Below are 14,339 nucleotides of genomic sequence, written 5' to 3' on the forward strand. Positions count from 1 at the left end.
CTAGTACTAAGTTAGCAAAGAGTACAATTTTTAAGAGGTCATGGGATACAACATCACGTTTACGCGGCAGGCCAAGCGGGAGTTACAAAAAATTCATCAGGGAAACCGAAAGCAATATCAACGGATTAAGCGCGCGATCGGTGGACTGGCCCAAGACCCATATCCACCAGGATCTATCGCTTTGTCCGGCAGGAGTGGCCGAAGAATAAGGGTGGGAAATTACCGCGTGCTGTACTCCGTTGAGGAGCAAGAAGTGCTGGTGGAAGTGTTTACCGTAGGGGCACGCGGAAACGTCTATAAGCGCTAGAAGGGCACGCCGGAGCGCAGAATGACATTGGCAAATGGCGTGGTGGACCCGGTGCGCACGACGAAGGAGGCGCGGGCGACCTCGCGCTTGAGGTCGTCATGGGAGACCTCGGTAAGCGGTACTGCGGGAAGCAGGGAGCGCACCTCGGGCGGAGTGGCATTGGCGATGGTGGCGGCTTCGACCACGACCTCCTCAAGGAGAGCCGCCAGGGTATCGGCAAAGGTGGGGATGCCGAAGGTCAGCGTGAGGTCGATGACGGGAACATCGTGGGGGATGGGCAGGCCGCAATCGGCGACAACGAAGGTATCGGTGTGCCCGAGGCGAGCGACAGCGTTGGTGAGCGCGGGATTGAGCAGACCAGATTTACGCATCGGTGACCTCCGGCAGGACGGATTCGGTGGTGGGGTAGGACGGTTGCGCGCCGTTGCCGGTGGCGGCGAAGGCGCCGACGCGGGCGGCGAAAGTGGCGGCTTCGACAAGCGAGGCACCGGCAAGCAGCTGGGCGCAGAAGGCACCTGCGAAGGCATCGCCGGCGCCGGTGGTATCCACGGCGGTCACGCGCGGGGTGGGGATGTCCGTGCCGCCCTCCGGGGTGGCCACGTAGGCGCCGTGGGCGCCAAGGGTGAGCACGACGGAGCGGAAACCGGCCTCTACCAGGCGGTGGGCGAGCTCGCGCGGGGCGCCCTGTGCAGGTAGGCCGAATTGGTCCAGGATGAGCCCTGCTTCATGTTCATTGGCCAGCAGGGGATCGGCCTGCAGGAGCGAATCGCGGTCGACCTCGACCACGGGCGCGAGGTTAACCACCACTCGGCCTTGGGCCGCCTCGACCGCGGCCTGGAAACCGGAGGCGGGGATTTCACCTTGGAGGAGGACCACGTCGGCGTCGGCGATGGTGGATGCACGGGAAGAGACAAAGGGGGCGTCGACAAGCGCGTTGGCGCCGGGGGAGATGACGATGGTGTTCTCGCCATCGGCCGAGACAGTAATGACGGCGAGGCCGGTGTTGGTATCGGCCTGCTCCACGGCGCTCAGATCGATGCCGGAGGTGCGCATGTAGTGCATGGCGGGCTCGGCATAGGGATCGGAGCCGACCGCGCCCACGAAGGCCACGGTAGTGCCCAGCTGTGCGGCCGCGACAGCCTGGTTAGCGCCCTTGCCCCCGGCCAAGATGTCGCCGCCAGAGCCCAGGAGGGTCTCGCCGGGCTGCGGGTGGCGCTCGGCGTGCACGATGAGATCGGCATTGATGGAACCGACGACGGTTAGCTTGCTCATTGGAAATCCTCCACATTGTCGCGGGTGACGGTGATGACCTCGACGGGGACGCTCTTCTCCGCCGCGCCACCGTGCAGGAGCGCTGCGGCTTGTTCGATGGCGCGGGCACCGAGCTCTGCGGGCTGCTGGGCGATGGTAGCTTCCAGCTTGCCATCTTTGACCGCTTTGAGGCCATCGAAGGTGCCATCAAAAGCCACCACCTTGACCTCAGATCCGGCGCGCGAACCCAAAGCTTCGACCGCGCCGAGCGCCATTTCATCGTTCTCTGCAAAGATGGCCTTGATATCCGGGTTGGCCTGCAGCAGGTTGGTGGCGACGTTGAGGCCTTCGGTGCGGTCGAAATTCGCCGATTGCTTGCCGACGACCCGAATGTCCCCGTACTTCGCAATCTGCTCTTCAAAGCCCTTACCGCGCTCGCGTGAGGCGGAGGTACCAGCGGTGCCCTGCAGGATGAGGATATCGCCCTTTTCCCCGATGGCCTCAGCGAGCTTATCCGCAGCCTGCGCGCCACCGGCGACGTTATCGGAGGCCACCATGGAATCCAGCTCTACGCCGTTGACATCGCGATCCACGCCGATGACGGGCACGCCGTCATTTTTGATGCCGCGAACCGCTGGGGCAACGGCATCGGAATCGGTGGGGTTGACCACGACGACCTTGGCGCCCATGGAGGTGGCATTGCCCAGCTGGTTGACCTGCTGGGCGGGGTCATCGGAAGCATCTTGGATGTCTAGCGGAACGCCGAGCTCCTTGGCCTTATCTTGTGCGCCGTGACGCAGCTCGACGAAGAAGGGGTTGGTCTGCGTCGAGAGCGCTAGGGTGATGCGGTTGCGGTCTTCTTCCGAGCGATTGCAGGAGGCAAGGCCCAGCGCGAGGGCCGGTACGAGGAGGGTAGCGATGAGCTTCTTCATAGCGGGTGCTCCTTAGTTGGCCGTCTTATTGCGGATGACGTCGAAGCCGACGGCCAGCGCGATGACCAGGCCGATCACGATCTGCTGCCAAAAAGAGGAGACGTTGAGCAGGTTCAAGCCATTGCGGATGACCGCTAGCAAGATCGCGCCGACCAGTGTGCCAGTGGCCTTGCCTTGGCCACCGGAGAGCGAGGCACCGCCGATGACGACGGCCGCGATGGCATCGAGCTCATAGCCGGTGCCGGCCTGTGGCTGTGCGGATTCGAGGCGGCCGGCCATGACCATGCCGGCCCAGGCGGCGAAGAAACCGGAGAGTGCGAAGACGGCGATCTGAATGCGTTTGACCGGCAGGCCCGAGAGGCGGGCGGCCTCCAGGTTGCCACCGATGGCGTACATGGAACGGCCGAGCACCGTGCGCTCCAGGATGAACCAGCAGATGAGCCCGGCGATGACCATCATGATGATGGGCACGGGGAAACCGGCGATATCGCCACCAAAGGCATTGACGGACGGGGCGGTTTCAATCGGCGAGCCCTGGGAGATGACCAGGGTGAGGCCGCGGGCGATGGACATCATGGCCAGCGTCGCGATGAAGGAGGGGATCTTGCCCCACGCGGTGGCCATTCCGCAGATGGCGCCGGCCAGCGCACCCACGATCAGGCCGAGAAGCAGGGTGAGCCAGCCAGGCAGTCCAGCGGTGGAGAACATATAGGCAGAGACCATGGCGCCGAGCGCGGCGACCGAGCCCACCGAGAGGTCGATGCCGGCGGTGACGATGACAAAGGTCATGCCGAAGGCCAAGATGGCTACCGTGGCGGCCTGGATGCCGATATTGAGCAGGTTCGCCACGGTAAGGAAGTACGGCGTAGCGATAAACAGCGCGATGCACAGGGCAATGAGGCCGACGAGCGCGCCATTATTCATCGCCCAGTTAACTACTCGATTCTTGGTCATGCTTCATCCTTGGGGTTAGTGCCGGCAGGCGCGGCAGCAGAGGCAGAGGTAGAAGAGGTCACATTGGACACTGCGAAGGCCATGACCTCGTCTTGGGTGGAGTCCTTAGGTAGCTGGCCGGCGAGTTGCCCGCCGGACATGACGAGGATGCGGTCGGACATGCCGAGCACCTCAGGCAAATCGGAGGAGGCCATGAGAACGGCGCCCCCGGCAGCGGTGACCTCATTGATGATGTTGTAAATCTCCACCTTGGCGCCAACGTCGACGCCGCGGGTGGGCTCATCGAGGAGGAGGACCTTGGAGCCGGCCAGTACCCAGCGGCCAAAGACCGCCTTTTGTTGGTTGCCGCCGGATAGGTTCCGGATGGGCTGGGAGAGATCGGCCATGCGGATGCGCAGCTTCTCCGCTACGTCACCGGCGCGGCGGCGTTGGCCGCTGCGGTCTGCCAGCCCTGCCTTAGCGGTGGGGTAGAGGGTGGCGAATCCGAGGTTATCGCCCACGGAGGCATCTAGGACTAGCGCTTGGGATTTGCGGTCTTCGGGGATATGGCCCACGCCGGCACGGATGGCGGCGCGAATATCGCCGCTGCGCAGCTGGGTGCCGCCGACGCGGATGGTGCCGGAATCGTACGGGTCAGCGCCCGCGATGGCGCGAATGAGTTCGGTGCGACCGGCGCCCACGAGCCCGGCGAGGCCGACGACTTCGCCGGCATGGACGGTGAAAGTGACGTCGTGAAAGGCGCCGTCGGCAGTCAGCTCGGAGACCTCCAGTAGGGCCTCGCCGCGCTCGGGAGGAACCTCGCGCGGGTACTGGTTTTCAATCTCGCGGCCGACCATGAGGCGCACCAGTTCGTCTTCGTCCGTATCGGCCGGGACCTCGGCGATGAAAGAGCCATCGCGCAGCACGCTGATGGTCTCTGCAATGCGCGCCAGCTCTTCCAGGTGGTGGCTGATAAAGACCATGGCCACGCCCTTGGCCTTGAGTTCCTCGAGCACGGCAAAGAGTGCATCAACCTCCTTGCCGGTGAGCGCGGCAGTAGGCTCATCCAAGATAAGAATGCGCGCGTTCATGGACAGCGCTTTGGCAATTTCCACGAGCTGCTGCTTGGCCACGCCCAGCTCACCCACCGGCATGTCTAGGTCCACGTCCAAGCCGATAAGGTGCAGTGCCGCTTGGGCTTGTGCCTTGAGGTGTTTGCGATTGACCAACCCAAAGCGGCGTGGGGTGCGCCCGAGCATGATGTTCTCGGCCACGGACATGGTGGGCACAAGGTTGAGCTCTTGGTGGATGGTGGCGATTCCCAGCGCCTCTGAGGACTTGGTATCTGGGATTTTCACCTCTGTGCCATCTACCAGGATGCGGCCGGAATCTGGTTCGTGAACGCCGGCGATCATCTTGATGAGGGTGGACTTGCCGGCGCCGTTTTCACCCAGCAAGGCCTGGACCTGGCCGCGGCGGACGGTGAGGTCTACACCCTTAATGACCTCCACCGGGCCAAAGGATTTGGTGACATTATCCAGGCGCAACACGCAGTCACTCATGGCGTGGCTCCATCGAGTTGGTGGGCGGTGGACATGCGCGGGATGTAGCGGGTTTCTAGCACCTCGCCTTCCGGTTGGTGCTTTTCATTGATGGCCGCGATGAGCTTGGCCGTGGCGGTCTCGCCCATTCTGGCCACACCTTGGTCCACCACCGAGATAGGGGAAGGTTGGAAGCGCAGGTAGATGAAGTCATCGAAGCCGACGAGCGCGATTTCTTCTCCGATGCGCTTGCCCGCATTATGGCAGGCCTCCAGCGCGCCGGCCGTCATCATGGAATCGCCGGCAATGAGCGCGGTGACGCCTTCTTGCAGGAGTGCGAGGGCTCCTTTATAGCCCTCGCGGTGGCGGTAGCTGCCGTGGTGGATATGGGTAGGCATGCCGCGGGTGGCGGTCTTGAAGGCTTGGAGGCGCTGGCGGCCGGTGGAGGTTTCCTGCGGCCCGGAAAGGTAGCCGATGTGCGTGTGCCCCTTCTCTTTGAGCTGTTCCACGGCTTGTTTTATGCCCGTGTGGGGGTCCGATAACACTGCTGGAATCTGGCCCAGGGTGCGGTCAATGAGCACGAGCGGGCGGTAAGCGCGCGCCTGCTCCAGCGCTTCTTCGGCGCCTTCGAGCGGTACCGCGATAATGCCGTCTACCTGGCGTTCCATCAGGGCATCGAGGGACTTGACTAGCCGCTGCGGATCCTCGCCGCAACTGGTAATCATCGTGGCGAGTCCCTGCTTATCGGCGGCCTCTTCAATGGCTGCGGCCATTGCGGCGAAGTAGGCATTATCTAGGCTGGGGATGACCAAGCCGATGGCGTTAGATCGGGAGCTGCGCAATGCTCGGGCTTGGGCATTGGGCCTATAGTTGAGCTTGATGGCCGTGTCCTTGACGCGTTGGCGCGTGGGCTCCGAGATGGCTGGGTTCCCCGAGAGCGAACGGGACGCGGTGGAAATGGATACTCCAGCAGCAGCGGCCACGTCCTTGAGGGTGGTTCCGGCCATGCTGTCCTCCTTGGTTTAGGCGTGTGGGCCGGCTTCTGGCCCTCCTGGGTGCAATCGATTGCATATTTGAGTTAAAGGTACGGCTATTTCCGTCTTTCTGTCAAGGGTGGGCGAGTCTATGCTGGTATCCATGTCTGACCCGCTCCTTGTTTTGGGCTCCCGCGTAACTCACGGCTACCCCGGCGCCATGCTGCGCTCGCGCCTAGACAAGGCGTTGGCGCTCTATAGCGGTCAGCAGATTATTGTCTCCGGCCGTGGTGAGGCGGGGCCCATGGCTACCTACCTCATCGAACGCGGTGTGCCGGCCGAGCGCGTAGTGGTGGAACCGGAAGCCACGAGTACCAATGAAAATCTAGAAAATGCCCATCGCTTGGCCCCAGATGCCGTATTGCACGTGGTGACCAATGATTTTCATATCCTGCGCACCGCGTTGTGGGCCTGGCACCTCGGCATTGCCGTGCGCCTGCATCCCGCGCGCACCCCGTGGCGGTTGATGCCGCGCAATTACCTGCGCGAAGTCCTAGCCACTCCTCACTCCGCGGCGCGCATAGTGTGGCGACGAATGCAGGGATAGCGCTCCTGCCTCGGTGTGGCGGCCCGCGGCCCATAGATGCCTCCAGCCCCGAAAGAGGTTAACAAGCGGTTAACTCTACTGCGGTGAGCAGCTGAAATAGAAGGTATTCGCGGGCGGTTATGCAAACGATTGACCTGTGCTTTGCCGTACTCCTAGGCTAAGTCCAACGAAAGTTATAGCCAGAAAGGTCTTTGTTATGACCAGTGGAGGAGCGGCTGGCCCTGACGCTGACTACCCCAGCGTCGCACTTGCCCACGGCGATTATGCGGCCGAGATTGGTCTATTCGGCGGTGCACTCAAGGCGCTGACCTATCGCGGCGCGCCCTTGGTAGAAAGCTACGAGGGCAAGCCGCCGCTGATGGCCGGAGTGGTGCTGGCGCCGTGGCCAAATCGCACCGAAGATGGCTGGTTTGAATGGCAGGGGACAGCCCACCAGTTAGGCATCACAGAGCCGGAGCGCAATAACGCCATCCATGGATTCGCGGTGGATTGGTGGCGCATCAAGGAACGCTCGGACAACCGGGCGGCCCTTGCCTTTGATATTGAGCCGCGCCAGGGCTGGCCGTGGGCGATTCAGCTAGAGGCTACCTACGCCCTCGATGAGCAAGGGTTGCATCACCGGCTGACCGCACGCACCACGGAGCCCGGCGAGGTTCCCTTCGCCTATGGGCTGCACCTCTACCTCTCCCCACAGGGAGCTGAGGCGGAGGAAGCGGTGCTCAGTGTGGACGTCGGCAAGCGCTACCTGCTAGGCGCCCGCAACCTGCCTACGGGAAAGACGGAGCAGGTGCGCATTGTTAATCAGCCCATCGCCGAGGTGGACTGGGACGATTGCTTCCACGGCGAAGGCCCACTGACGGCCGTGTATTCGGCCGGCGGAAAGGGTGTGCGCCTGGAGATGGGCGAAGGCCTGAACTGGGTGCAGATGTTTACCCCGGCCGATTTCCCGCGGGCGGGCGGCCCCGGCAAGGCATTGGCCGTGGAGCCCATGAGCGCGCCGCCAAATGCGCTGCGCAGCGGGGAAGACCTCGTGCGCCTGAGCGCTCAGAACCCGCAGAGATTCACGCTGCGCCTTGCAGCAGAGAACCAATAACTAGAAAGGTCAGCCATGGAGACTGCTGAATCCGTATTGAGGCTCGATGCCTCCTGGGTGGACTACTTCTTGGTAGCCATCTACTTCCTCTTCGTACTAGGCATCGGCTGGGCCGCCAAGGCCCGAGTGTCTAGCTCCATCGACTTCTTCCTCTCCGGCCGCGGATTGCCCGCCTGGGTGACCGGACTGGCTTTCGTCTCGGCCAACCTGGGCGCGGTGGAAATCATCGGTATGTCCGCCAACGGCGTGGAGTATGGCTTCCAAACCATGCACTACTTCTGGATCGGCGCCATCCCGGCCATGGTCTTTTTGGGCATTGTGATGATGCCGTTCTACTACGGCTCCAAGGTGCGCTCGGTGCCGGAGTTCATGCGCAAGCGCTTTGGCAATGCCGCGCACCTGGTCAATGCGATTTCCTTCGCCGTAGCCCAGCTGCTTATTGCCGGCGTGAACCTGTACTTGCTGGCCACCATCGTGGAGGCCCTGCTGGGCTGGCAGATGTGGGTATCGCTGCTCGTGGCCGGTCTCATCGTGCTGTCCTATATCACTCTGGGTGGCCTTTCGGCCGCCATCTATAACGAGGTCCTCCAGTTCTTCGTCATTATCGCCGCCCTCGCCCCGCTGACCATCATTGGTTTGAACCGCGTTGGTGGTTGGAATGGGCTGAAGGACGCGGTGGCCCAGGATTCGCACTTCCACACCTGGCCGGGCACGGATATCTCCGGTTTTGAGAACCCAGTGTGGTCCGTCATCGGCATCGTGCTGGGCCTCGGCTTCGTGCTTTCCTTCGGTTACTGGACCACCAACTTCGTGGAAGTTCAGCGTGCCATGGCCTCCGATTCCATTTCGGCCGCCCGCAAGACCCCGATCATCGGCGCCTTCCCCAAGATGTTTGTGCCCTTCCTCGTGGTCATTCCGGGCATGGTCGCCTCCGTTTCCGTGGCCGATTTGATGGAGGAGCGCGCGGAGCCCAACGACGCCATCCTGCTGCTCATGCGCGACCTATTGCCCAATGGCCTGCTGGGCGTGGCGATCGCCGGCCTGCTGGCTTCCTTCATGGCCGGCATGGCCGCGAATATCTCGGCCTTTAATACCGTCATCTCCTATGACATCTGGCAGACCTACGTGGTCAAGGACCGCGAGGATGACTACTACCTGAAGTTCGGCCGCATCGCCACGATTATCGCCACCGCTATTGCCATCTTTACCGCACTGCTCGCGCAAAACTTTGGCAATATCATGGACTACCTGCAAACCCTGTTTGGCTTCTTCAATGCGCCGCTGTTTGCCACCTTCATTCTGGGCATGTTCTGGAAGCGCATGACCCCACACGCCGGTTGGTCCGGTCTTGTGGCCGGTACCGCTTCCGCCATTGCCTTCTGGTACGTCGCGTCCTTCACTGACCTCATCAACCTGCCGGGCCAAGGCACGGCCTTCGTGGCGGCCGGTGTGGCCTTCGTGGTGGATATCCTGGTATCCATCGTGGTCACCCTATTCACCCAGCCCAAGCCGGATAGCGAGCTGGTTGGCTTCGTCTCTTCCGTGACCCCCAAGGACCACTTTGAGGACTACACCGAAAAGTCCTTGCCGTGGTACCAGCAGACCGTCCCGCTGGGCATCATTTGCCTGGTGATGGCCGTAGCCCTCAACGTCATCTTCGCCTAAGGAGCCCAAAATGTCTGAGAAAAAGCGCGCGGGCGCATTCGACCTGCGCAACGTCATCGCCGCACTCCTCGGCCTCTACGGCCTGATTTTGCTCGGCTGCTATTTCTTCCTCGACCCAGGCATCAACCCGGATACCGGGCAGGCTAAGAACGCCAGCGATAACCTATGGGCAAGCCTTGCTTTGCTGGCCGTGGCCGCTGCCTTTGTGCTGTGGGCACGCCTGAAGCCCATCACCATCCCAGGAGAAAACTAATGGTTGAGATTACCTCTGCCACGCTTGCCGACGGCCGCGAGATCCTCTACTTCGACGACCAGCCCCATCCCGACCGCGTGCTTGTCGACGCCCGCGACATCCCCACCGTTGCCCCCGCTTCCGAAATGCGCCGGGATCCCCTAACGGGGGATTGGGTGGCCTTTGCCGCCCACCGCATGAACCGCACCTTCTTGCCACCGGCCAACGAGAACCCGCTGGCGCCCACGCGCGAAGGCCAGCTGCCCACGGAGATCCCCAGCCCCAGCTATGACGTGGTGGTCTTCGAAAACCGCTTCCCGTCCTTTGCCACCGCCGCGGAGATTGAGCACCCGGAGGAAGACAACCTGCTCGGCATGGTGCCGCGTCTTCCGGCCCGCGCCCGCTGCGAGGTGGTCTGCTTTACTGAGGACCCAGCCCTATCCTTCAAGGACCTGCCGGAATCGCGCATCCGCACCGTCATCGAGGCCTGGGCCCACCGCACCGCCGCGCTATCCCAGATCGACGGCGTGGAGCAGGTATTCCCCTTTGAAAACCGCGGCGAGGAAATCGGCGTGACCCTCCAACACCCGCACGGCCAGATCTACTCCTATCCCTTCCTTTCGCCGCGCCTGCGCTCCATCGTGGATTCTGCCCGCGCCTATGACGGCGATCTCTTCCAGGATCTCCTCGATCGCGAGCGCGCCGCCGGCACCCGCATCATCGCCGAGACCGAGCACTTCACCGTCTTCGTTCCCGCCGCCGCCAAATGGCCGCTGGAAGCCATGGTCCTGCCCAACGAGGAAGTCCCCGATTTCGCCGCGCTTACCGACGCCCAACGCGCCGACCTCGCGCCCCTCCTCAAGAAGCTGTACTCCGCGGTGGACCGCTTCTTCGATGGCGTGAAGAAGACCCCGTATATCGCCGGTTGGACCCAAGCGCCGGTGGACCCAGACCTGCGCCCCGGCATCCGCATGCACCTGCAGCTCTTTTCGCTCATGCGCTCTCCCGGCCGCATGAAGTACCTCGCCGGTTCCGAGTCCTCGCAGGCCGTGTGGATCAATGACACCACCCCGGAGCGCATCGCCGCCCGCTTCAAGGAGATCTGGGATGCTTAACTGGATTGACACCCGCAGCGATGCGGAGCTTGCCGCCGCAGCCCGCGACCTCTTCGCCGCTACCTTCCCGGACGCGCCCGAGCCCGGCGGCGTGTGGGCCGCCCCCGGCCGCGTCAACCTCATCGGCGAGCACATCGATTACGCCGGCGGCGCCTCCATCCCCTTTGCGCTGGAACAAACCACCGCCGTCGCCGTCGCACCCCGCACCGATGGCCTTCTCCGGATGGCCTCCGAATTCGACGGCAGCGTCGCCCAAGCCAGCCTCCCACTCTCCGAAGTCCGTCCCGGCCACCCTTCCGACTGGTCCGGCTACGTCGCCGGCACCGTCTGGGCCGCCACTGCCGCGGATGTTCTGACCTGCACCGGCCTCGATATTGCCATCGTCTCCGATGTCCCCGTCGGCTCTGGCCTGTCCAGTTCCGCCGCCCTCGAATGCTCCGTGGCCGTGGCCGCCTACGAGCTTTGCCACGGCAACGCTCCCGATGACGCCGCCCGCGCGCAGCTGGCCCAGGCTTGCATCCGCGCCGAAAACGAGGTGGTTGGCGCCTCTACCGGCGGCTTGGATCAAAACGCCAGCCTCCTCGGCCAGCGCGGCAAGGCGCTATTCCTGGATTTTTCCACCGGCGCTGTCGAGCGCGTGCCGTTCAATATCGAGGCCCAAGACATGGTGCTGCTCATCGCGGACACCAATGCGCCGCACACGCTTTCCGACGGCCAATATGCCTCCCGTCGCGGCATCATCGACGCCGTCCAGTCCGCCGCCGGCCGCTCCATCCGCGACATCCCGGATGCCGTCGCCTTCGCCGCGACCGTCAACCCCCAGGAGGCTGAACTCTACCGCCGTCGCGTGCGCCACGTGGTGGAGGAAACCGCTCGCACCCTCGACGCCGCCACCGCGCTCACCTCTTCCGACCTGGCAAAGTTCCGCCGCCTCATGCGCGAAAGTCACCTTTCCCTGCGCGACCTGTACGAAGTCACCACTCCGGAACTCGACTCCGCCTTCACCGCGGCCGGCGAACTCGGCGCCCGCATGACTGGCGGCGGCTTCGGCGGCGCCGTCATCGCGCTCATCCCGCGCTCCGCCGTGGAGTCCACCGCCCAGGCCATTTACGACGCTGCAGCATCCCGCGGCTTCCCAGAGCCCACCTTCTTGGTGGCCCGCCCGGGAGACGGCGCCCGCCGCTTGGCTTAAGCTCCGGCTCCCTCCAAGCGCGCCTATTGTCGTTAGGTCCATATTGATCAGGCTGATCTGAAGGCTGGGCCGCCTCAGATCGGCCCTAACTCCCTCAATTCGGCCTGATCAGATCAGCCCTAAGCCTGTCCCAAAGCCCTAAGCGTTCGGATCACAACGCCGAGAGAGCTTTCTGAATCCCCTCGCGCAGCGTCTCGCGAGACTGCTTCATCGGATGCGCAATCGCGCGCAACCCCATGTACGCAATCTGGTCGGCCGCCCGATTCAGCGGATCGCCCGCATGCCCGAGCACACGGCGAATGTCGACCTCGCATTGGCCTTGGATATCGCCCCAAGCTTGCTGGAATCGGGACCGCGCACCCGAAGACACCCCTCGCCACGTGCGCCCCGGCCGTGATGCTTTAGAGCCGCGCTTATGCACAATCTGCTCGACCGCCTCCAAAGCGGCTACGGAATCTGACTCAATAACCGCCTTGCGAGCACCCACCTTGAGCAGGTATTTCAGCGCAAGCGTCAGTGCTTCGAGCTCAAGCTCATCCGTGCTCGCCTTGGTTTCTCGAGTTCGCAATCGGTAGTCGCCGTTTCCCGCAACGAAGCACATCGACCCCTTGAATACGGTATCCGAGGAAGCATCGGTGGCTATGCGCACCACGTCGCCCTCGGCCCACGAGGAGGCGCGCGAGAAGTTCGGCCACCAGTGTGCTTTCGGCGTCTCTACCTGTGCCGCTTGCTTCTTTTTCGGCGCCTCACCCATCTTGCGCGCCTTGCGTGCGGTGATGCCGGCTTGTTTTCTGCGCACGGAGCTCGCGCTCTTCGAAGCCCTATTTTCTTCCGCAAAGCTTCCCGTCACCGTGAAACCGTCGGCCGTGAGTGCCGCTCGCAATGCATTTTGCCTGCGACCAGTGACAATCCACACTCGTCCGTCGAGTCCCTTGAGCGCGCGTTTGACCTCGCGCACGCCGATATCGACGATATCGCCCTTCTTCGTTTGGCCGCGGCGCACAAAACGCGTCTGCTTGGTATTGACCGCGATGACCCAGCCTTCGATGGTGCCGTTGGGGGCGGAATCCCAACGCTCGTCCCAGAGCGCGACCGCAACGTGGATTGGTGCCGAGACCATATCCGAGGTGATCTTGCGGGTGCCGTAGGTGCGCGATTGCGTACCGGTTAGTTCTGAGAGCTCGATGGGTTCCATTATCTCTAGTAAAGCACGGTTAACCGTGCTGCTGAATTATCCCCCACACCGCCGCTGTGAACTGCTTCTCCTTAGGTCGAATGTGATCGAGCCGATCTGAGTACAACCCACCCTCAATTCAGCCTCAACGCCCTCAATTCGGCCCGATCACCTTGGACCTAATATTCCGACCCTCACTCAAGGTCCTCGGAAATTCACCTTCCTGAGCCTCATGACGCGTGCCCCGCCCCGCCAGCCGCGAAGATGAAACCATGATTACAGATCACTTCATCAACCTTCGTTACGCCGGAGCCGAAAGTCCGCACCATTTAGCCCTCCAGCGCGGTGAGCTCACCCAGATAGCGCCCTGGGTCGCCGTTCCCACGGCCACCTGGAGGCAATGGGTTCGCCATAAACAACAATTCGCCAAAGTAGTCGCTGCCGGGTGGAGCACCCACCGCGCCGTCCTCATCGGCAAATCGGCCGCGCGGCTGTGGGGAATGTGGGTAATTTCCAGGGAAGGGGAGGAGGTGGAGTTAGCGGTGCCTTCGGGAAGCATTCCCCCACGCAGGCTCACCCCGAAAGGCTACCGGTACCGCCGAGTAAAGTCCCTTCAAGAATCCACGGTGTCGATTGCGGGTGTGCGCGCCACGAATCCCGCCCGCACCTGCCTCGAAATCGCCCGGCTACACGGCTTCCCAGATGGCCTGGTAGCTACTGATTCTGCCCTTGGCCGACACGACGTCACTACATACGACCTGCGCGAAGAACTGGCAAAGATGCAGCGCACGAGGGGACAAGCAGCCATGCGTAAGGTTATCGAGCATGCATATGGCGGATCGGAATCGCCCTATGAGTCCTATCTGCGAGCCCTTATTATTGAGGGTTTCCCGCAGGTGAAAACTGAGCCCCAGAAATCGCTGCTCGGGAAATATCGGGCGGATCTTTGTCTCGATGGCTGGCTGGTTGTCGAGGTCGATGGCGATGCCAAATATGACGGTACCTATGGCGAGGCGCCCGCTTACGTGGTCAAGCAGCAGATAAAGAGGCAGCGAGCGCTAGAAAACCGCGGATACGTGGTGCTGCGCTTTGGCCCCAGCGATATGAAAGCGCCGGACGAGGCTTTGCGGATAATCGCTAGCCACTTGGAAAACGCGGCAGGAAAGTAGCCTAGATCACCCCCGCGCCACCCCGCAGTACATAAAAGTTGTTGAACAAAAGGCATAGCAACCTTTAAGATGATGCGCATCACAAACTAATGCGACCTGCATCACGAAAGGTGAAATCTAGTGAGTGCTGAGACATCACACGCCACTCCGGCGC

At 62.6% G+C, this 14,339-nt stretch carries 15 protein-coding genes; 8 read left to right on the top strand and 7 right to left on the bottom strand.

Features of this window, described 5'->3' with window-relative positions; translation table 11 throughout:
- Positions 1-40 precede the first annotated feature (40 nt).
- On the top strand, positions 41-307 hold the full coding sequence (locus tag MHK00_RS04650; RefSeq protein WP_198492614.1) for a type II toxin-antitoxin system RelE family toxin: 267 nt from the start codon (positions 41-43) through the stop codon (positions 305-307).
- Here MHK00_RS04650 and rbsD read toward each other — a convergent pair.
- From rbsD to MHK00_RS04680, 6 genes are read right to left on the bottom strand one after another with little or no spacing between them, the layout of a single operon-like run.
- On the bottom strand, positions 304-678 hold the full coding sequence (gene rbsD / locus MHK00_RS04655; protein ID WP_250410695.1) for a D-ribose pyranase: 375 nt from the start codon (positions 676-678) through the stop codon (positions 304-306). The two genes, MHK00_RS04650 and rbsD, sit on opposite strands and share 4 nt — an antisense overlap.
- Positions 671-1,579 (bottom strand): ribokinase, encoded by a 909-nt coding sequence (locus MHK00_RS04660; RefSeq protein WP_250410697.1) that lies wholly within the window; start codon positions 1,577-1,579, stop codon positions 671-673. The genes rbsD and MHK00_RS04660 overlap by 8 nt, the downstream gene beginning before the upstream one ends.
- Positions 1,576-2,490 (bottom strand): substrate-binding domain-containing protein, encoded by a 915-nt coding sequence (locus tag MHK00_RS04665; RefSeq protein WP_005326696.1) that lies wholly within the window; start codon positions 2,488-2,490, stop codon positions 1,576-1,578. The genes MHK00_RS04660 and MHK00_RS04665 overlap by 4 nt, the downstream gene beginning before the upstream one ends.
- 12 nt (positions 2,491-2,502) lie before the next feature.
- Positions 2,503-3,444, bottom strand: a complete 942-nt coding sequence (locus MHK00_RS04670) for an ABC transporter permease (RefSeq protein ID WP_150851164.1) — start codon at positions 3,442-3,444, stop codon at positions 2,503-2,505.
- Positions 3,441-4,985 carry a sugar ABC transporter ATP-binding protein gene (locus MHK00_RS04675; RefSeq protein WP_200435803.1) on the bottom strand — a complete coding sequence of 515 codons (1,545 nt, stop codon included), beginning with the start codon at positions 4,983-4,985 and terminating at the stop codon, positions 3,441-3,443. The genes MHK00_RS04670 and MHK00_RS04675 overlap by 4 nt, the downstream gene beginning before the upstream one ends.
- Positions 4,982-5,971, bottom strand: coding sequence for a LacI family DNA-binding transcriptional regulator (locus MHK00_RS04680; protein WP_198492619.1), 990 nt, complete (start codon positions 5,969-5,971; stop codon positions 4,982-4,984). The genes MHK00_RS04675 and MHK00_RS04680 overlap by 4 nt, the downstream gene beginning before the upstream one ends.
- Before the next feature lie 130 nt (positions 5,972-6,101).
- Between MHK00_RS04680 and MHK00_RS04685 the strand changes: the two genes are divergently transcribed.
- The 6 genes from MHK00_RS04685 to galK all read left to right on the top strand — a co-directional run bounded on the left by MHK00_RS04685 (position 6,102) and on the right by galK (position 11,842).
- Entirely contained in the window at positions 6,102-6,545 is a 444-nt protein-coding gene (locus MHK00_RS04685; RefSeq protein WP_239193407.1) for a YdcF family protein, read from the top strand.
- Between the two features lie 196 nt (positions 6,546-6,741).
- Positions 6,742-7,638, top strand: coding sequence for an aldose epimerase family protein (locus MHK00_RS04690; protein ID WP_198492620.1), 897 nt, complete (start codon positions 6,742-6,744; stop codon positions 7,636-7,638).
- A gap of 15 nt (positions 7,639-7,653) precedes the next feature.
- Positions 7,654-9,303, top strand: coding sequence for a sodium:solute symporter family protein (locus MHK00_RS04695; RefSeq protein WP_225745861.1), 1,650 nt, complete (start codon positions 7,654-7,656; stop codon positions 9,301-9,303).
- A gap of 10 nt (positions 9,304-9,313) precedes the next feature.
- Entirely contained in the window at positions 9,314-9,556 is a 243-nt protein-coding gene (locus MHK00_RS04700; protein ID WP_005322508.1) for a hypothetical protein, read from the top strand.
- The gene (galT, locus tag MHK00_RS04705) at positions 9,556-10,650 is read left to right on the top strand and encodes a galactose-1-phosphate uridylyltransferase (RefSeq protein ID WP_250410699.1); all 1,095 of its coding nucleotides are present in this window, start codon (positions 9,556-9,558) and stop codon (positions 10,648-10,650) included. The genes MHK00_RS04700 and galT overlap by 1 nt, the downstream gene beginning before the upstream one ends.
- A complete protein-coding gene (gene galK, locus MHK00_RS04710; protein WP_250410701.1) occupies positions 10,643-11,842 on the top strand; it encodes a galactokinase in 1,200 nt (399 codons plus the stop codon). The genes galT and galK overlap by 8 nt, the downstream gene beginning before the upstream one ends.
- A gap of 151 nt (positions 11,843-11,993) precedes the next feature.
- Here the strand turns inward: galK and MHK00_RS04715 are convergent, their stop codons facing one another.
- A complete protein-coding gene (locus tag MHK00_RS04715) occupies positions 11,994-13,037 on the bottom strand; it encodes an RNase H family protein (protein ID WP_250410703.1) in 1,044 nt (347 codons plus the stop codon).
- 251 nt (positions 13,038-13,288) lie between these two features.
- Here MHK00_RS04715 and MHK00_RS04720 point away from each other — a divergent pair, with 251 nt between their 5' ends.
- On the top strand, positions 13,289-14,185 hold the full coding sequence (locus MHK00_RS04720; RefSeq protein ID WP_250410705.1) for a DUF559 domain-containing protein: 897 nt from the start codon (positions 13,289-13,291) through the stop codon (positions 14,183-14,185).
- The last annotated feature ends 154 nt before the right edge of the window (positions 14,186-14,339 follow it).

Origin of the sequence: Corynebacterium tuberculostearicum (assembly GCF_022347385.1) — a bacterium.
In the GTDB taxonomy this organism is placed as follows: domain Bacteria; phylum Actinomycetota; class Actinomycetes; order Mycobacteriales; family Mycobacteriaceae; genus Corynebacterium; species Corynebacterium tuberculostearicum_M.

Excerpts from the sequence above, each read along its gene's own strand:
- MHK00_RS04695 (WP_225745861.1), top strand. The coding sequence starts at position 7,654 with ATGGAGACTGCTGAATCCGTATTGAGGCTCGATGCCTCCTGGGTGGAC.
- MHK00_RS04670 (WP_150851164.1), bottom strand. The coding sequence starts at position 3,444 with ATGACCAAGAATCGAGTAGTTAACTGGGCGATGAATAATGGCGCGCTC.
- MHK00_RS04700 (WP_005322508.1), top strand. The coding sequence starts at position 9,314 with ATGTCTGAGAAAAAGCGCGCGGGCGCATTCGACCTGCGCAACGTCATC.
- MHK00_RS04720 (WP_250410705.1), top strand. The coding sequence starts at position 13,289 with ATGATTACAGATCACTTCATCAACCTTCGTTACGCCGGAGCCGAAAGT.
- MHK00_RS04715 (WP_250410703.1), bottom strand. The coding sequence starts at position 13,037 with ATGGAACCCATCGAGCTCTCAGAACTAACCGGTACGCAATCGCGCACC.
- MHK00_RS04680 (WP_198492619.1), bottom strand. The coding sequence starts at position 5,971 with ATGGCCGGAACCACCCTCAAGGACGTGGCCGCTGCTGCTGGAGTATCC.
- MHK00_RS04660 (WP_250410697.1), bottom strand. The coding sequence starts at position 1,579 with ATGAGCAAGCTAACCGTCGTCGGTTCCATCAATGCCGATCTCATCGTG.
- galK (WP_250410701.1), top strand. The coding sequence starts at position 10,643 with ATGCTTAACTGGATTGACACCCGCAGCGATGCGGAGCTTGCCGCCGCA.
- MHK00_RS04690 (WP_198492620.1), top strand. The coding sequence starts at position 6,742 with ATGACCAGTGGAGGAGCGGCTGGCCCTGACGCTGACTACCCCAGCGTC.
- MHK00_RS04685 (WP_239193407.1), top strand. The coding sequence starts at position 6,102 with ATGTCTGACCCGCTCCTTGTTTTGGGCTCCCGCGTAACTCACGGCTAC.
- MHK00_RS04665 (WP_005326696.1), bottom strand. The coding sequence starts at position 2,490 with ATGAAGAAGCTCATCGCTACCCTCCTCGTACCGGCCCTCGCGCTGGGC.
- rbsD (WP_250410695.1), bottom strand. The coding sequence starts at position 678 with ATGCGTAAATCTGGTCTGCTCAATCCCGCGCTCACCAACGCTGTCGCT.
- galT (WP_250410699.1), top strand. The coding sequence starts at position 9,556 with ATGGTTGAGATTACCTCTGCCACGCTTGCCGACGGCCGCGAGATCCTC.
- MHK00_RS04675 (WP_200435803.1), bottom strand. The coding sequence starts at position 4,985 with ATGAGTGACTGCGTGTTGCGCCTGGATAATGTCACCAAATCCTTTGGC.
- MHK00_RS04650 (WP_198492614.1), top strand. The coding sequence starts at position 41 with ATGGGATACAACATCACGTTTACGCGGCAGGCCAAGCGGGAGTTACAA.